At 48.8% G+C, this 20,466-nt stretch carries 3 protein-coding genes; all 3 read right to left on the reverse strand.

What is annotated here, in order from left to right:
- Nucleotides 1–151 precede the first annotated feature (151 nt).
- Nucleotides 152–2,152, reverse strand: a complete 2,001-nt coding sequence (locus OQJ86_RS09455) for a HAMP domain-containing methyl-accepting chemotaxis protein (RefSeq protein WP_265987567.1) — start codon at nucleotides 2,150–2,152, stop codon at nucleotides 152–154.
- Between the two features lie 121 nt (nucleotides 2,153–2,273).
- Entirely contained in the window at nucleotides 2,274–2,627 is a 354-nt protein-coding gene (locus OQJ86_RS09460; protein WP_005453713.1) for a hypothetical protein, read from the reverse strand.
- A gap of 167 nt (nucleotides 2,628–2,794) precedes the next feature.
- Nucleotides 2,795–20,344 carry a tandem-95 repeat protein gene (locus tag OQJ86_RS09465; RefSeq protein ID WP_265987568.1) on the reverse strand — a complete coding sequence of 5,850 codons (17,550 nt, stop codon included), beginning with the start codon at nucleotides 20,342–20,344 and terminating at the stop codon, nucleotides 2,795–2,797.
- Nucleotides 20,345–20,466: the final 122 nt, after the last annotated feature.

Genomic DNA, 20,466 nt, shown 5'->3' on the forward strand with positions numbered 1-20,466 from the left:
ACATATGGTTCACCTCGTTCTGAGAGCCTACTCTAAGCGTAGGGCTTGAGAGTGAGGCGGACCATATAATTAGCCCCAACCCTTTTTGTGTAAAAAGGATTGGGGCTTTTTTACTATTTGGTTAACGAGCAAAAAAAGATGTAAACCTTATCTATGCCGTCTTGAAAGTCGCCATCTGTTGATTCAGCTCGGTAACTTGCTCTTTTACTTGCAATGATGTCTCTGATGCACGTTGGCTGTTATTCGAAACCTCATCCACTGATTGAGTAATACCGGACATCAATCCAGTGATCGAATTGGTCGCATGAGATTGCTGCTCTGCCGCTGCCGCAAGCTCTGCCATTTGTTCATTCAAAGAACCAATTTGCTCGGTCGTGACGAGCAAACGAGTTACCGCTTTTTCAATGTGCTCAGCGCCCTGCTCCGCAAGTGATTGACTGTGTTCAATCTCCTCAACCACCGAATTGGTCGAGCGTTGAATCGCATTGATGATACCGTTGATTTCTGTCGTCGATTGAGTAGTGCGAGTCGCTAACATACGTACTTCATCCGCCACAACCGCAAAGCCTCGTCCTTGGTCACCCGCACGCGCTGCTTCTATCGCGGCATTCAATGCCAGTAAGTTAGTTTGTTCTGCTAAGCCTTCAATCACCTCTGTAACTCGACCAATGGCTTCGCTCTCTTTGCTTAACTGCGTCACTTGCGTGCTCGCAGTTTCAATGCTGCCATGTAAGCTTTCCATGGTGACTTTGTTTTGCTCTAGTGCATCGCGACCTTGTTCAATCTCGCCCTTTGAATCAGAAAGCTTCTGCACCGATTGATTGGCTTGATCTAGGGTGTTACGCGCGGCTAAAGCGATTTCATCCAATTGGCTTCCCATTTCAACAATGCTGGTCTGTTGCTGTTCAACATTCGATGAAGTGACTTGCGCCGATTCCAACAAAGCTCCCATGCTGGTATCCACTTGGTGCGCTTTCTCATTAACCCCTGCCACGATGCTCGCTAACGATTGGTTCATGCGGTTAATCGAACCGGTAAGGTCTGCCAATTCATCTTTCCCAACAACAGTGAGCGGAGGCTGAGAAACATCCCCTGAAGCGATCGTCTTGGCTCGCTCCGATAAGTTTTTCACTCGGCGACCAATGGTATTGCCCATGTATTTTGAAATTGCTACTGCGGCAAACAAAACTAATGCCGCTGCAATCAGCATGGTGGTGAGTACGTTTTTGATCGACTGATTAATGCCCTGTCCACTTTGATCTGCACGACTTTGCTGAGCCAATACGATCGTTTCTAAGCTTTGGTCTAGTGCATCCGCTGCTGGCAACAGTTCATTCGCCATTAACAAGTTTGATTCATTCCACTCTGGCGATTGACGCAATGCAATTACCTGCTCTGCTAAAGGAAAGTACAGTTGCTGCATTTCCTTAAACAGTGACCACAATGATTGGTCGTTATCAGTCAGTCTGTCGAGTTTACTGTCGATTTCCGCCACGGACTGATTGTGGTACTTAATCAAGTCGTGGTATTTGTCCAAATGATCTTGCTGCCCGTACAACAGGAAATCTCGCAGAGCAGACAGTGCATTGGCGAGCGAGGTATAACTGTCGGCGTAGACTTTAAACAAACGCTTTCTGTCCCCACCAAATGGGTTGCCTGACTCTTCGTTGATTAAGCTTTGAAGCTGATCAAGTGCCACTTCTGCAATGGGTGCCGCTTCGTTAATAAAGAGGTTGTGCGCGGGTAAGTTCTCGTCACTGTGGCTAAGTTCAATCAGCTTGTTCAAAGAGACTTTGACCGCATCCCACTGACTTTGAATCGCTTGAAAATCCTGTTCAGAGATCAAAGCCTGCAACGTTGGAAGCGACTCGTCTGTAGATGCCATGATATTGCGTACGTCCTCACTCAGACGTGCGCTCGCCTCTTCATCGCCACCTAGCAACATGTAGGCTCGAATAGAAGACAGCGACGCTTGAACAGACTGTTGGATACCGCGACTGGTGTCTACGGTCGGTAAATCAGATTTAAGTAACGAAGAGGCATATTGCTCTACGGTGGTGACGTTGCGATACGTGAATACCGCTGATGCCATAAAAAGTACGGCTAGCAGCACAAAACTGAGCTGCAACTTCCCTGATATTGTAAGGTTCATCCATAAACTCCTGACAACGATGAGCCTTAAATATAACGATGTTTACAAAAATGTTAAATACAGGTATCAAAAGTTACTAAGAAAACCATGTAAACCACTATTTCAAGCCAAGAAATGGGACTTATTCGAAGTATGGTATGCGCTCACTACGTAAAATCAGATAATTAACGTAAGTGGTTTCTAAGCAGTCTTGCTCCCACAACGAGAGAATCCGCTTGGTGGCAAAGTAGTAATCTTTGTTACGCAGTAGAACACCCACCGTACGGCTGAGCTGCTCAAAGCGCTGCTGCTCATTAGCAGAAATGTAATTGTCTTCATTCTGAATGATGGGCGCCAATCCATCGGCAAACCAATTGTTCAGAATTTCTCGCATCTCTAGTTCTGACTCCGGCACATCCATACACGACAACTCACGATGCAGTGGCGGCGGTACTATGTACTTTGACGCTTTTGGCGAACTGACATAACGGTACATGTCGCTCCTCCTTGTAATTCACTCTTTAACTAACTAAGAATACTTTTGTCAATTTCCAAGTTTTTTTCTAGAGCTCATAGAAAGAAGACCAACAAAAAAGCCATGCAAAGTAGGCTCTGCATGGCTTTGGTTTGGGCAGCAATGACACTGCCCTCGTCTAGGACTGGTTACATTGAGCTTTGATCGAAATCGTTGCCTTGGTCAGTACCCGTTTGAGTATCCGAGTCGAAGCTGCCAGAGTCATCCGTGAAGTCAACACCTTGATCTTGACCTCCCGCACTTGTCCAGTCGCTGCCGCCAGATTCCATACCCGCCATATCTGGTTGCTGATCTTGAGCAGAACCTTGCATGGTGTATTGATCATCGACTTCAACTTCAACTGTGCCACTCGCACCTTCTACTGCGCTGCCCAACTCGTCGTAACCTTGGAATTGGATTTCGCTCGTACCTTCGTAACCCTCCGGTAGGTCAACCGATACTGGTTGGTTCAGGTTGCCACTTAATGTGAAGCTACCATCACCATTATCCAGTGCGTTGCTTACCGATGCGCCATCAGGTAGACCCGACATTTCTGCATAATCCACCGATTCGTTACCACTCACCTCATCTGGAACCGAAATAGAAATAGTATCGCCTGGAGCTGCAGTCACATCAGCCGCGCTCTCCTCTTCGCTGTCTGCACCGTTTGCAGCTTGCTCTTCAGGCTGCTGCGCCTCGCCCACTTGCTGCTCTGATGATGCTTGAGCAGTTTGGATTTGTGGCTCGTCGCTTTGCGTTGAATCGTCTGCAACTTGGATGCTCAGATTCTGAGTCGATACTTCACCGTTGTCGTTAACCTGAACATCCATAGCCAAATTGCCATCGAAGTCATCGTTCGGCCAGTACGTCCACTCTTCATCACCTGATTTCGCGAAGAAGCCAGCATCGTTTGCATCGGCGACATCCAACACTTCTGCAGAAGGGCTAATGCCAAGCTCATCAATCAACTGTGCTTCCGTTAGTGTTAGTGTTAGTGAACCATCATCAGCCAGTGCGTAGCCTTCGCTGGTTGTGGCTTCACCTTCACCTTCACCTTGGATGTCGACATTAAAGAAGCTCTCAATGCGGTTTTCACCGTCAGTTGCAATAAAGCCAACTTGAACATCTCCGGTGTAGCCTTCTGCTGGTGTGAATTGGTAGTTACCTTGGTTATCGGTCTCTATCACACCTTGACCTTCCATTAGGCTCACTGACTCAATGCTCAAGCTGTCATCGCTCAAGGTCGATAGCATGTCGTCATTGGTGAACGACAAGGTGCCATCCGCTGCCATTTCTGTGGTAGAAACGCTGTCGATTTCTGGAGAAGCATTCTCTTGTGGTGCGTCTTCTTTCACGACCACACCTGTTTGCTCATCATGAAGCACACCGTCTTTATCAATCACGTAAGCGATATCCGCTTCACCAGTAAAGCCTGGTGCTGGATTGAATGTCCATGTGCCATCACCGTTATCGACAATCTCACCTTGGCTGCGATCAGCTAGGTGAACGAATTTCACTTCATCACCCGCGTCAGCATCTACGTTTTCTGCCAATCCAATTAGGTCATCAGCGGTTAGGATAACGGGTTCACCCGCTAGGGTTTCGAAGTCACCTGAATCGATGCCATCTTCGAACTCTTCTGGCTCGTCACCGTAATCCACCGTTGTTGCGGTCACGGTTACGAAGAACTCGCCATTAAAGTCAGCTGGAGGCGTCATTTGCAGGTCTGAGATATCCCACTCGTTCAAGTCGATGTATTGACCCGGCTCCGTAATGGTAATGGTGTTCACACCATCCGTAACTTCGAAGCCAACAGGGAAACCGGTCATCACTAGGTTACTTAGCGTTTCTGAATCGTCGATTAGACCAACATTCAAGCCTAGGTGACCCGTTTCGTCCTCACCGAAGACTAACGGACCATCATGGTCGGTTGTGATGACCGCGCCATCCGCAACAGGGCGAACAAACACTGGTACATCAAGTACCGTCTCAAACTCACCGTCACTTACCACGACTTGCAAGTCAGAAACCCCTGCAAAATCGCCAGTCGGTGTGAATGTCCAAGTACCGTCACCGTTGTCTGTTACCTCACCACCATCTTCACCTTCTGCGGTGATAATGCGTGATACGACTAGGTTTTCAGTGTCGATGTCGCCAAACAAGTTCATCAGGTCGCCAGCGTCGAAGGTGAATGCACCGTCCTCGTCGGTTGCCATAAAGGCATTACCCACATTGAATGGTGCATCGTTAACTGGAATAACATCCACATTCAACGAACCTTCAACCACTTCTTCACCATCGGTCGCGGTGTAGCCCAGTTCCACCAAGCCATTGAAGTCTTGAGTAGTCACCAAGTGGTACATACCATCTGGCTGCTGGGTCAATGTCGCATTTGCAGGAGCACGAACCGTGATGCTTTCTACGCTGATTTCGTCACCATCAAGATCCGTGACTTGATCGGCGATATAAGCTGGGTCAATCACCATGACCACATCTTCTTCGCCTTGCATCTGGATGGTTGGCGCTTCTGGTGCATCGTTAACCGCTTCGATGTTTAGGTTGCCTTCAACCGGCGTGACTAAATCACCATCGCTAACGCCGAACGACATTGGCACATCACCGTTGAAGTTCTCAGCAGGAGTGAATGACCAAGTTCCATCACCATTGTCTAGCAAGTCACCGTATTGCTCATCAATCACTAGGTCGACAGCAGACAGTTCATCGTAGGTGTTGTCGATGTCTGTCGCGTTAGCAAGCAACATGTCCTGCGTAATAAGAATGGTAGTATCTTCGGTGCCAGCAATATTCACTGGCGTTGATTGCGGCGCATCATTAATTGGGTTCACCGTTAGGTCAACGCCCACTTCCACGCTCGCACCATCGTTATCAATCAAGTCGAAACTTAGGTCGATATCGCCATTGAAGTTCGCATCAGGCGTAATCGTGAAGCTACCATCTTGGTTCTCAACAACGGTCGCATTGGCTACCGCGGTTAAGTTCACGGCTTCTAGATTATCGCTGTCTACGTCACCTGCTTGAGCCAGTAACTGCTCTTGACTCAATGTGATTGAACCATCTTCATCGACGCTGTAAGCCAAGTCGCCAGATACCGGAGCATCATTGACTGGCAATATATCAATGTTCGCGTTGGTTGTCGCGGTTGCGCCATCTTCATCAGCAACCACCACATCTAAACTTACGCCACCGTTGAAGTTTTCATTTGGCGCGAAGCTGTAAGTGTCATCGTCATTCGCCGTTAGAATACCGTCGCTACCACTGTAAGAGACGCTTTCTAGGCTCACGTCGCCTTCCACATCGCTCGATTGCGCTAGCAGTTGCTCTTCCGTGAAGATAATGACTTCGTCTTCATTGACAGAGTAACTTGTCGCACCTGCGATTGGTGGATCGTTCACCTCAAGTACTGTGATACCCGCTGTTGTTGACTCTGTCGCACCCTCTTCATCGACAACGACAACGTCTAGGCTGACCTCTCCATTGAAGTTCTCGTTTGGAGAGAAGGTGTACGTACCATCACCATTGTCTTGGAAGACGCCATCGTTGCCACTGTAAGTCACACTACTGATGTCTATGTCGCCTTCAATGTCCGACGAATTAGCCAGTAGTTGCTCGTCACTGATGGTGATCGAGTTGTCTTCATGAACGGTATAAGCCGTGCTGCCTGCAACCGGTGGATCGTTCTCTGGCGTCACACTCACATCAATGTTGGCAGAGGTGGTATCCGTACCGTCTGATACATCAAACGTGAAGTTCACATCGCCATTGAAGTTCTCGTTCGGTGCGAAGCTGTAAGTGCCGTCACCATTGTCAGTAAGAACACCATCGGCACCTGTGTAAGTCACGCCTTCAACAGTTAGGTTGTCACCTTCTACATCCGTCGCGCCTGTTAACAGGTCAGCATCGGTGAAGGTAAGAAGACCGTCCTCACCCACGGTGAACGCTTGATCTTGTGGCTCTGGCGCGTCATTGACTGGTGTTACTGTTAAGTCGAGACCAGCCGCAACCACTTCTTCCCCGTCAGTCACATCGTAGGTGAACTCGATATCACCGTAGAAGTTCTCGCTCGGAGTAATGGTGAAGCTGCCATCTTCGTTCATTTCAACCGTTGCATTTTCATCATTGGTGCTCAGGTTGATTGCGCTCAAATCGTCACCATCAATATCGACAGCGTGTTCAAGTAACTGCTCTTGAGTCAGCGTGATGCTGTTGTCTTCGGCAGTTACCGCAGTGATATCACCCGTCACTTCTGGTGCATCATTGGTTGGCGAGATATGAATTGTCACATCTTGCGTCGCTGTCGCCGTGGTTCCGGTATCCACATCTGTAGAGGTTGCGTTCACGGTTAACGTCACATCGCCATTGAAGTCCGCAGAAGGAATAAACTCTAGCCCTTCTAGCTCGCCAGGTTGTAGTGACCAAGTGCCGTCGCCGTTATCAACACCTGCTGATAGTGCGCTGCCTTCTGGCACATCTTCAATCAAGATAGCGAGGTTTTCTGAACCATCGATATCGGTTAACGCAGCATCGATATCAAGCGGCACTGGCGTATCTTCGGTACCAATGATTTGGTAATCCGCGTCCGCTACCGTGATTTCGATGTTGTCGATGCCGAATGACTCGTCAGGAATACTTTGGTTTAGCGTAGAACCAAAGCCTAACTGAAGCTGACCGTCTTCCACCGGAACGGTTAAGTTCACTTGGTGTGCCTGATCATTCCAGAAGCTAAAGCCTTCGCCTTGTGAAGAGCCGTGGACAACTTCACCTACTTCGTTGCCGTTAGAGTCGTAAAGCGTTGTCGTACCATCTTGAGTAAGGAACGCTGAATTCTCCAAGGTGGTTAGCTGTTCGCCGCCAACAAAGATTTGGAACGACTCGCCATCCCAAGAATCGATTTCGTAGAAGCTAAACGAGATATTCACTTCGTTGACATCGCTTGGGATCTCGTAGGTTTTGCTGACCGCTTCATCACCGCCAGTGCCACCAATACGACCCAGCATATCGCCCGTTTCGAAGCCTTGAGAGCTCTCAGTGTTCGCGTTCCAACCGTTCGAGCCAGACTCGAAGTTATCAGACGCAATCACCAAGTCCGAAGCAATCGACAGCTCTGGCATATCAACCACAGATTGAACATCGATGTTCGCTTCTGCTGGTACGGTTGCGGTGCCATCGTTGACATCAAACGTCACGTTCACGTTGCCATCGAAGTTTTCATTCGGTGCGAAGGTGTACGTGCCGTCACCGTTATCAACCAAAGTACCGCTGTCAGAAGCAACGTTTTCAACCGTTAGGTTATCACCATCGATATCACCTGCATTTTGCAGCAATTGCTCTTCGGTAAAGGTGAAGCTGGTGTCTTCTTGCGTAACAAACTGTGGCTGACCAACCGTTGGTAGGTCGTTCACAGGGTTCACAGTCAGATCGGCAGTCGCTTGAATGGTCGCATCGCCGTCCGTAATGTCGAAGCTCAGATCAATGTCGCCATTGAAGTCCGCATCTGGTGTGATAGTGAAGCTGCCGTCATCGTTCACAACAACGGTCGCATTGCCGTCAACAGTCAGGTTGGATGCCGTTAGGTCATCGCCATCCACGTCGCCGGCTTGAGCAAGAAGCTGCTCTTGGCTGAGAGTGATAGAACCATCTTCATCCACGCTGTATGCCAAATCACCTGATACCGGAGCATCATTGACTGGCAATACATCGATGTTTGCATTGGTTGCTACCGTTGCACCGTCTTCATCAGTCACGACCACATCAAGGCTGACATCACCGTTGAAGTTTTCGTTTGGTGCGAAGCTGAATGTACCGTCACCGTTATCGGTAAAGATACCGTCGGAGCCGCTGTAGCTGACGCTATCAATCGCGACGTCACCTTCAACATCCGAAGCATTCGCCAATAGCTGCTCAGAGCTGATGGTGATGACCTCGTCTTCGTTCACTGAGTAGCTAGTTGCGCCGGCAATTGGCGGATCGTTTACCTCAAGTACCGTAATACCTGCGGTAGTTGAATCCGTTGCACCGTCTTCATCTACCACGACAACATCTAGGCTCACTTCACCATTGAAGTTCTCGTTTGGCGAGAAGGTGTAAGTGCCATCACCATTGTCTTGGAACACGCCATCTGCGCCGCTGTAGCTGACGCTGTCGATTGCTACTTCGCCTTCGACGTCAGATGAGTTAGCCAATAACTGCTCGTTACTGATGGTGATCGAATTGTCTTCATGCACCGTGTAAGACGTGCTGCCTGCCACTGGTGGATCATTCTCTGGCGTCACGCTTACATCGATATTCGCCGTCACTGTATCCGAGCCATCAGAAACATCGAAGGTGAAGTTCACGTCGCCATTGAAGTTCTCGTTTGGCGCGAAGCTGTAAGTGCCGTCACCGTTGTCGGTTAGGACACCATCAGCACCTGTGTAGCTCACGCCTTCAACCGATAGGTCATCGCCATCGATATCCGTTGCGCCATCAAGCAGATCTTCATCAGTGAACAGCAAGACGCCATCTTCACCAATGGTGAACGCTTGATCTTCTGGCTGTGGTAGGTCGTTAACTGGATTAACCGTCAGGTCAGCCGTCGCGACCAAAGTGTCAGAACCATCACTGATATCAAACGTGATATCAATGTCACCATTGAAGTTCGCATCTGGCGTGATGGTAAAGCTGCCATCATCATTTGCCGTAACCGTTGCATCACCGTCAACCACTAGGTTAGTCGCGGTTAGCGCATCACCTTCTACATCCGTTGCTTGAGCCAACAATTGTTCTTGGCTTAGCGTGATTGAGTTGTCTTCGTCGACACTGTAAGCCAAGTCACCCGATACTGGAGCATCATTGATTGGCAGAACATCAATGTTTGCCGTCGTCGAAGCGGTCGCACCATCTTCGTCCACGACTACAACATCAAGATTCACTTCACCATTGAAGTTTTGGTTTGGTGCAAAGCTGAACGTACCATCACCATTGTCGGTAAAGATACCTTCACTGCCACTGTAGCTCACACTATCTAGTGCTACCTCACCTTCAATATCGGAGGAGTTCGCCAACAACTGTTCTGCACTGATGGTGATGACTTCATCTTCATCAATGGTGTAACTGGTTGTTCCTGCGATTGGTGGATCGTTCACCTCAAGAACGGTAATACCCGCTGTTGTCGTATCAACCGCGCCGTCCTCGTCAACCACGACAACATCTAGGCTAACATCGCCATTGAAGTTTTCGTTTGGTGAGAAGGTGTAAGTACCATCGCCATTAATTTCTAGCACACCGTCGTTACCGCTGTAGCTCACGCTGCTGATCGCAACATCACCTTCGATATCAGACGAATTAGCCAGTAGTTGCTCATCACTGATGGTGATCGAGTTGTCTTCATGCACTGTGTAAGACGTGCTGCCTGCCACTGGTGGATCGTTCTCTGGCGTGACTGTCACATCGATATTCGCGGTCACGGTATCCGTGCCATCAGAAACATCGAAGGTAAAGTTCACGTCACCATTGAAGTTTTCGTTCGGTGCGAAGCTGTAAATGCCATCGCCATTGTCAGTTAGGACACCGTCCGCACCGGTGTAAGTGACACCTTCTACCGATAGATCATCACCATCGATGTCCGTTGCACCATCAAGCAGATCTTGATCAGTGAAGGTCAACACGCCATCTTCACCAATGGTGAACACTTGATCTTCTGGCTGCGGCAAATCATTAACTGGGTTAACGGTTAGGTCCGCTGTTGCAACAATAGTATCGCTGCCGTCGTTGATATCGAACGTGATATCAATGTCGCCATTGAAGTTCGCATCTGGCGTGATAGTGAAGCTACCATCGTCGTTTGCCGTAACCGTTGCATCGCCATCAACCACTAGATTAGATGCGGTTAGTGCGTCACCTTCTACATCCGTTGCTTGAGCAAGAAGCTGCTCTTGACTCAACGTGATTGAGTTGTCTTCGTCGACGCTGTACGCCAAGTTACCCGATACTGGTGCATCATTGATTAGTAAGACATCGACTGTGATGTAAGTATCGACCTCTGCGCCGTCTTCATCGCGAATGGTTACATCCAACTGCACTTGACCGTTGAAGTTTTCATTCGGTGCAAAGCTACATGTGCCATCGCCATTTACTGAGAAGATGCCATCTGGACCGTCGTAGCTGATGCCTACTAGCTCGACATCCCCTTCAACATCCGAAGCATTCAGTAGCACTTGCGATTCACTGAAGGTTAGAACTTGGTCTTCATCGATAGTGTATGCGGTAGGACCTGCGATTGGTGGGTCATTTACCTCAATCACAGTAATGCCAGCAGTGGTAGAGTCCGTTGCACCTTCTTCATCGACAACGACAACATCTAGGCTCACCTCGCCGCTGAAGTTCTCGTTTGGTGAGAAGGTATAAGTACCATCACCGTTGATTTCTAACACACCATCGTTACCGCTGTAGCTCACGCTATCAATCAACACATCGCCTTCAATATCCGATGAGTTCGCTAATAGCTGTTCGTCACTGATGGTGATCGAATTGTCTTCATGAACGGTGTAAGCCGTGCTGCCTGCAACCGGTGGATCGTTCTCTGGCGTCACTGTTACATCGATATTTGCCGTCACAGTATCCGTGCCATCGGAAACATCGAAAGTGAAGTTCACGTCGCCATTGAAGTTCTCGTTTGGTGCGAAGCTGTAGGTGCCATCACCATTGTCAGTAAGAACACCGTCTGCGCCTGTGTAAGTGACGCCCTCAACAGATAGGTCATCCCCTTCAATGTCGGTAGCGCCTGTTAGCAGATCCGCATCAGTAAAGGTCAGCACACCATCTTCACCAACAGTGAACGCTTGATCTTGTGGCTCAGGCGCATCGTTAACTGGTGACACCAATAACTCAAGGTTGGTTGAGACAACATCATCGCCGTCAGACACATCGAACGTAAAGGTGATATCACCATTAAAGTCCGCATCTGGCGTTAAAGTGTAAGTACCGTCGCCATTGTCTGTGATGGTGATGTTTTCATCATCCGTAGCCAAATTCAGCGCTGTCAGTTGGTCTCCATCCAAGTCACGCGCATTAGCGAGTAAATCTTCTTGCGTAATTAGGATTGAACCATCTTCTTCAACCATCGCTGAAACAGGTAATGCTTCAGGTGCATGTTCAATATGGGCACCTGTTGCATTGACGTAGATTGTTTGAGAAACGGTTTCAGAATCATTATTTGATAGCTCTGTTGCCGTTGCCGTTACATTAATTTCTAGCTGTTGGTTAAAGTCTTCTGGCAATTGAATCTGTAGCTCTTGTTCAATTGCTGTGGTTGGAAGCGTTACAGAACCATCTGGACCGACTGTCACTTCACCGCTGTAGATCTGGCTGTTCACTTCACCTACATCAATGGTGAAGTTGAAGTCGGTGTAATCGGCATCGCCGCCACCGTAGAGATCTTCAAAGCCGTAAACCAGTTCACCGTCTTCGTTTACGGTGGTTCGGGTATGTTCAATGCCATCTTGGTTGAGCTCTGAGCTTGAACCACCATGGAAGACTGCATCACCGAATTGGCTTTGAATCACGGTTTCAGAACCATCAGCGCCAACAAACACGAGTTGGGGGTCAACGGTATCCATGTTCGCAGGAGAGCCATCTGCTGCACGGAACTCGTACTGACCATCTTGCAGAGCGTCGAAGTTATTGTGGGCATGACCATTTGGAATTAAGAACAGATTGAAACTTTCCCCTTCCGAAATTTGGAAGCTGAACTGATCTTGTCCCGGAATGAGGTCACCGCCGCCACCAACTTGAGAGGCGTTTTCGTACACTACTTCAACGCCCGTGATGTTGCCATCTTCATCGACTTTGTAGTAACCCGCTGTGTTTTGGTAACCCGCGGTTTCACCTTCAAACGTAACCGTGATTTCAGTATCGTTGAAACTGGTGATACCGTTGTCTTGATCGTTAAGTATCCCTTCGTTGTCGTAGCTGATCACCGAACCTTCTGGAACACCATCCACGGTCACAGTCAGTGTTTCTGACAAGTCTTGGTCAACCAATGCTGCAGCGATGTTCACTTCAACAATACCGCCTGGCTCAACCAAGATCGCTTGGTCATCCACGTTTCGACCATCGCCATCAGTGATGACTAGTTCTGGCGCATCTGCCACTGCTTCGATGTGAACATTAATGTCTTGCTCAACTTCATCAGTACCGTCAGAAACCGTAAAGCTGAACTGCAAGTCACCACTGAAGTGCTCTTCTGGCACGAAGCTAAATGTACCGTCACCGTTGTCCGTTACAGTACCTTCATCCCCCGAGTAGTTAATGCTGGTAACAGTGAGGTCATCACCATCAATATCAATCGCACCACTTAGCAGATCTTCTTGCGTGAACAGGATGCTGCCATCCTCTTCAATGTGGTACATGCCAGGCGCAACAATTGGAATGTCATTGACTGGGTTCACCGTCAATGTCATTTCATTGGCAACACTCAATTCACCGTCGCTTACTTCATAAGTAAACTCGATGTCTCCGTTGAAGTGCTGTGAAGGTGTAACGGTAAAGGTGCCGTCGCCGTTGTCCACGATAGAGGCATTCGGATCATTGGTTTCTAGCGCCGTTGCGTATAGGTCATCACCATCTTGATCGCTGGCGTTTTCAAGCAGCATTTCTTGTGTTACGAGGATAGAGCCATCCTCGTCCACGTCTGCAACGATTGGTGCTGCTTCTGGTGCGTCGTTGACGAACTCAACTTTCAAGTCGATATTTGCCGCCACCACATCGGTGCCATCGCTCACATCAAACGTGAGGTCAACATTACCAAAGAAGCCTTGCTCTGGCGTTAACGTGTAAGTGCCATCGCCATTGTCTGTCACTTGAACCGTATCGCTTAAGCTCGTCACGTTCACAACAGATAAGTCATCGCCTTCGATGTCCGAAGCTTGAGCCAACAGCTCTGCTTCAGTAATCGTGATGGCTTCGCCGTCTTCTGTGGTGAAGGACAAATCAGGCACATCTGGCAGGTCGTTTACTGGGTTAACGGTGAGGTTTAGATCCGCGGCGACGGTTTCTATCGCGTCAGTTACGTCATAAGTAAATTCGATTTCACCAAAGAAGTTTTCGCTCGGTGTAATCGTGAAGCTACCATCAGCGTTCTCAACGATGGTTGCATTAGGATCGTTGGTCGACAGGTTCACCGCTTCAAGGTTGTCACCATCCACGTCCATCGCGTTCGCTAACAAGTCTTCTTGAGTGATGGTAATTGAGCCATCTTCATCGACGACCGCATCAACAGGACCGCTGACCTCCGGACCTTCGTTGACGATCTCAACATCGATCTTCGCTGTGCTTGGTGCACTTGCTTGACCATCGCTGATGTCGAAGGTCAGGTTGACTTCACCATAGAAGTTCGAAGTTGGTTCGAAGGTAAAGGTGTTGTCGCCGTTGTCTGTCAACGTACCTTGTGACTGGCCAACAAGCAGCAGATTCTCGATATGCAGAATGTCGCCATCCACATCGGTCGCACCTGATAACAGGTCTTTTGCTTCGATGATGATGGTGCCGTTTTCTAGCATTTGAGTATGCAGCGGCGCCCCAGGAACTGGCACATCGTTGACCGGAATAACGGTCAGATCTAGATGAGTATCGACTTCATCGGTGCCATCGAAGACTTTGTAATCGATATCGACTTCACCATTGAAGTTTTCATTCGGCATAAAGGTGTAAGTGCCGTCGCCATTGTCGACGAGCTCACCGTTATCACCGCTGTAAGAGATATCAGAGATAGACAGCGCATCGCCTTCCACATCACTTGCATTCGCAAGCAGGTCATCCGCGCTAAACGTAATGCCCACATCCTCATCAGTCGACAACACAATCGGACCAGAAACGATTGGCGCATCGTTTACTGCTTCGAAGTTGATATTGATGATGTTGTCGTCGGTTAGCTCACCATCCGTGACTTGGTAACCCAGCTCAATCTCACCGTAGAAGTTCTCATCTGGTGTGACGGTCCATGTACCATCGCCGTTGTCGGTTAACGTAGCGTGCTCCGCGTTATCCCCCACCAGCTCAAGGTTTTGAATATCAAGAACGTCACTATCGATATCACTCGCTTGTGCTAAAAGCTGCTCTTCTGTGATAACCACAGAGGCAAACTGCGTAGAACCTTCAGTATCGATGGTCACATTTGGCAGGTCAGCAGTCAGTTCGATTTCACTGTCACCTTCACGGATATTCAGTTCTACCGTTTCAGTGATTTCCGTGCCGTCCACGCCAATAGATGTGAACACCGCTTCATCATGACAAGTTTGGGAAACCGTCATGTTTTGAACCACGTATGTACCGTTACCTTGAATCGTACCGAGCTCAAAGTAAGACACCGGCTCGTTCACCGTTAGGGTGTAATCCGTCTCATAACTACCACGATCTTCTTTGTGGTAAGTCATCGAGTCGATCAAGTCACCCTCGGAGTTGAATGCGCGAATTTCGACTTCCGTAAAGTGGCGAGACTCTTCCATAAACCAGCCGCCTAGACCATCTAGGTGGAAGCTGATTTCGTTGATGTCTTGACCTTCAACGGTTACAGTCAGTTTTTCATCGCCACTCAAACCTTGGCGGTCAGTATCGCCAATACCATGCCCAATGTGCGTGTTACCATTCCAAGCACCAAGAGGGTCGTCGTTACTCTGAACGGTAACCGTCAAATCACCATCAGTGAATTGACGCGTATAAGGGTCAACTTCATCCCCCCAATCATCCACACTCGCGTTGTCATCAAACGTACCGATTTGTGTCGTATGTGTACCGTTGGTTAATGCCTCATCGTCTGGGATAAAGCGCACTTCCGTATCCGCAGGAACCTCCTGCCCGACTTCTAGCTGTACCCATTCGTCATTTAGATTCGCTTCGATAATGCCGTTTTCAGGGGCTTGGTCGAGACGTAACGCAGGCTCTTCACGCAGAGAAACCCCCACTGTTTGGTCTTCTTCCGCTTGAATAAAGATCTCGTCGCCCGCTTCTGGCGCATCGTTGACAGGATTAACGGTCAGATCCAACGTGGTCAGAACATCATTTTCGCCATCGCTGATGTTGTAAGTGAAGTCCAACTCTCCGTTAAAGTTTTCCGTATGCGTAATGGTGAATGAACCATCGTCGTTGGCTACGATCGTCGCATCTGGGTCATTGGTTTGTAGGTTGCTAGCAACAAGGTCATCACCTTCAATGTCTGTCGCATTCGCAAGCAACTGTTCTTGCGTGATGGTGATGGCGTTATCTTCATCCACTTCCGCTTGAATGCCTGACGTTTCAGGTGCGTCGTTCACCGCGATAACATCGATGCCTGCGGTTGTCGTATCCGTTGCACCATCTTGGTCGATAACCGTAACGTCAAGTGAAATGTTACCGTCAAAGTTCGCATTTGGCGTGAAGGTATATGTCCCGTCGCCATTGTCCACGAAGCTACCGTCGTTACCGGTGTAGCTAACATTCGCCAAGGCTACGTCGCCTTCCACATCAGAAGAGTTAGCTAACAACTGCTCGTCACTAATGGTAATTTGACCGTCTTCTTGAACCGTGTAAGACGTAGAACCTGCCACCGGTGGATCGTTCACTGGTGTCACGCTGACATCAATGAATGCTGGTGTTGAACCTGTGCCGTCAGACACATCGAATGTGAACTGAACATCACCGTTGAAGTTTTCATTCGGCGCGAAGCTGTAAGTGCCATCGCCATTGTCGGTAAGCACACCATCCGCACCTGTGTAGAGAACGTTTTCGATAGACAGATCATCGCCATCAATATCCGATGCGCCTTCCAATAGGTCTGCATCCGTGAACAGCAAGGTGCCATCTTCTTCTACCGTGAACTGTTGATCTTGCGCTTGTGGCAAGTCATTCACAGGATTAACCGTAATATCCAGACCAACTTGTACCGAGCCACCATCGTTATCAATGATATCGAAGGTCAGGTCTAGATCGCCGTTGTAGTTTTCATCCGGTGTGATGGTGTAACTGCCATCATCGTTGTATTGAATCGTCGCGTTGTCATCTGTCGATAGATTGATGGCTTCAAGGTTCTCGCTATCAATATCGCCCGCTTTGGCAAGCAATTGCTCTTGGCTTAACGTAATTGAGCTGTCTTCGTTGATGGTGTAAGCCAAATCGCCCGATACTGGTGGATCGTTGATTGGCAATACGTCGACATTGATATGCGTATCAACGGTTGCCCCATTCTCATCTTGAATGGTCACATCCAACTGAACTTGACCATTGAAGTTCTCGTTTGGCGCAAAGCTGCAAGTACCATCGCCATTGACGGTAAAGATACCATCCGAGCCTTCATAGCTGATGCCAACAAGCTCTACATCGCCCTCGATATCAGATGCGTTGGCAAGAATTTGTGACTCACTGAATGTCAGTACTGAATCTTCGTCAATCGTGTAAGACGTTGGACCGGCAACTGGAGGGTCATTCACTTCAATGACCGTAATGCCTGCGGTCGTTTCGTCAATCGCACCTTGCTCATCCGCCACAATCACATCAAGGCTGATATCACCGCTGAAGTTCTCATTCGGCATGAAGGTGTAAGTGCCGTCACCGTTGTCTTGGAATACGCCATCGGTGCCTGAATAGGTCACGCTATCGATGGACACTGCGCCTTCCACATCCGAAGAGTTAGCCAGAAACTGCTCGTCGGAAATCGTAATCGCATTATCTTCATCAACCGTGTAAGACGTTGAACCCGCAACCGGAGGATCGTTCACTGGAGTGACGCTTACATCCACATTGGCAGGTACGGTTTCAGTACCGTCAGAAACACCAAAGCTAAAGCTGACATCACCGTTGAAGTTTTCATTTGGTGCAAAGGTGTAAGTGCCATCGCCGTGGTCAGTCAGCACACCATCGCTGCCTGTGTAGCTAATGCCGTCAACCGTTAAGTTATCGCCATCGATGTCGGTCGCGCCAGCAAGTAGGTCTGCGTCGGTAAACTGCAGCGTGCCGTCTTCTTCAACGCTGAACTGCTGGTCTTGAGGAACAGGAAGATCGTTAACTGGATTAACCGTTAGATCCGCCGTTGCTTGGATAGTGTCTGTGCCATCCGTAATGTTGAATTGGATATCAATGTAACCATTAAAGTCCGCATCTGGTGTAATCGTGAAGCTGCCATCGTCGTTCGCTGTGACGGTTGCATTTCCATCTACAGTCAAATCGCTAGCAGTCAGGTCATCGCCCTCAATATCAGACGCTTGAGAAAGAAGCTGCTCTTGACTGAGTGTAATCGCTCCATCTTCATCAACGCTGTAAGCCAAATCACCCGATACTGGCGCATCATTGATTGGCAATACATTCACATTGATGACGGTATCAACTTCTGCTCCATCTTCATCTCGAATGGTGACATCAAGCTGAACTTGTCCGTTAAAGTTCTCGTTTGGCGCGAAGCTGCACGTGCCATCATCGTTAACGGTGAAAATGCCATCCGGACCATCGTAACTAATGCCAACAAGCTCTACATCGCCTTCCACATCAGAGGCATTCAACAGCACTTGCGACTCATTAAACGTCAGAACTGAATCTTCATCAATGGTGTAAGAAGTTGGTCCTGCGACTGGTGGATCGTTCACTTCCAGCACCGTAATGCCAGCAGTGGTGGCATCCGTTGCGCCTTCTTCATCAGCGACGACAACATCAAGCGTCACTTCACCATTAAAGTTTTCATTTGGAGAGAAGGTGTACGTACCGTCACCATTGATTTGCAACACACCATCGCTGCCAGAGTAGCTCACGCTATCTATCGAGACATCCCCTTCTAAATCCGAAGAGTTTGCCAACAGCTGCGCGTCAGAAATGGTAATAGAGTTGTCCTCGTGAACCGTGTAAGACGTTGAACCAGCCACCGGAGGATCATTCACCGGCGTGACGCTCACATCTACATTCGCTGAAACCGTATCTGTGCCATCAGATACATCGAAGCTGAAGTTCACATCGCCGTTGAAGTTCTCATTTGGCGCAAAGCTATATGTGCCATCGCCATTGTCAGTTAGAACGCCATCGGTTCCTTCATAGCTGATTCCCGTTACAGAAAGGTCATCGCCTTCAATATCGGTCGCGCCAACAAGCAGATCCGCATCAGTAAATTGCAGCGTGCCGTCCTCTTCCACACTGAATTGTTGGTCTTGAGGAGCAGGCAGATCGTTGATTGGATTAACGGTTAGATCTGCGGTTGCTTGAACGGTATTCGTGCCATCTGAGATATCAAAGCTGATGTCGATATCACCATTAAAATCTGCGTCCGGCGTGATGGTGAAGCTACCATCGTCGTTTTGAGTCACCGTCGCGTTGCCATCTACCGAAAGGTTAGACGCCGTCAGTGCATCGCCTTCCACATCGGAAGCTTGCGACAACAACTGCTCTTGGCTCAAACGAATCGAGCCATCTTCATCCACCGAGTAAGCAAGATTGCCCGACACTGGCGCATCATCGACAGGCGTAACACTGACATCAATGTTGGCAGAAACCGTATCTGTGCCATCGGACACATCAAAGCTGAAGTTCACATCACCATTGAAGTTTTCATTTGGCGCAAAAGTGTAAGTCCCATTGCCGTTGTCGGTCAGGATGCCATCGCCACCATCGTAACTCACACCTTCAACGGTTAGGTTATCGCCTTCAATATCCGTTGCGCCAGCAAGCAGGTCAGCATCGGTGAAGATCAGAGTGCCGTCTTCTTCCACCTCAAAGGTTTTATCTTCAGGCACTGGTGCGTCATTGATTGGACGAACGGTTAAATCGATAGAACTTGAAACGGTTTCTTGACCATCACTGATATCAAACGTTAAGTCGACTTCACCATTGAAATCAGCGTCTGGAACCACGGTGAACGTGCCGTCACCATTGTCTTGAACCGATGCATTCGCACCTACTTGGACGTTAGACGCAACAAGGTCGTCGCCATCAACATCACTTGCGTATTCGAGTAATTGTTCTTGCGTGAAGGTAATGGTGCCGTCTTCATCCATGATGTAAGCCAGATCTTGTTCTACCTCTGGCGCGTCGTTTTCACCTTCGACTTTAATTTGGAACGTTTCGCTCGTGGTTTCAGAGTCGAAATCATCTTCTACTTGCGTCGTGGTCTCTTCACTGGTGTCTTGAACGTCCACCGCAAAGGTTTCTTCTGTGGTTTCTGAATCTAGGTTATCACCACCTTGTGAGCCTTCAGAATCGGATGAAGAGGCACTTGGCGCCGCTGAAGTTTGTACAGCTTGTCCTTGCGCTTCATTTCCTTCTGCGTCCGAAGCGCCTTCAGAGCCAGAGGCATCACCGCCACCAACAGCTTGTGCACCCGCACCTGAAGCCGCACCGCCGCTGCCAGACGCTTCTTCACCAGAGCCACCGTCTGATGCCACGCTGTCTACTACGTTCGATTGAGCGGCATCCGAACCACCGCTACTCTCTGGCGAGTCTTCTTGTACCGCACCACCGGACGCCGAGGCTTCTTCTTCGGACCCGGCACCACTTGGGTTGTCTTCCATCGCCTGATTGGCTTCGTCTGCTGCGTCGGTATTTTCAGCACCCGTCGCTACAGTCGAAGCAATCGTATTCTGTTGATTTTGCTGATTCTGCTGCTGGGAGGGCGTACCCGCGTCATTGGTTTCCGTTTGTTCTACCGCGTCATTTAGGTCTTTGTTTTGGTTATTTTGGTTGTTGTCACCTGCCATTACAGCCTCCGTTGCCATTAGCTAACTGATCGTGTTTAGAAGCAGTAAAGGACACCATTCTGGAAAACCAACTTTTTTATCCAACTTTTTTCATATTCATGTTGTTTAGCCAAAAAGAGGTA

The sequence above is a fragment of the Vibrio sp. Sgm 5 genome (assembly GCF_026241575.1).
Classification (GTDB): domain Bacteria; phylum Pseudomonadota; class Gammaproteobacteria; order Enterobacterales; family Vibrionaceae; genus Vibrio; species Vibrio jasicida.

Bases quoted from the DNA above. Each gene is read 5' to 3' on its own strand.
- OQJ86_RS09460 (WP_005453713.1), bottom strand. From the start codon at position 2,627: ATGTACCGTTATGTCAGTTCGCCAAAAGCGTCAAAGTACATAGTACCG.
- OQJ86_RS09465 (WP_265987568.1), bottom strand. From the start codon at position 20,344: ATGGCAGGTGACAACAACCAAAATAACCAAAACAAAGACCTAAATGAC.
- OQJ86_RS09455 (WP_265987567.1), bottom strand. From the start codon at position 2,152: ATGAACCTTACAATATCAGGGAAGTTGCAGCTCAGTTTTGTGCTGCTA.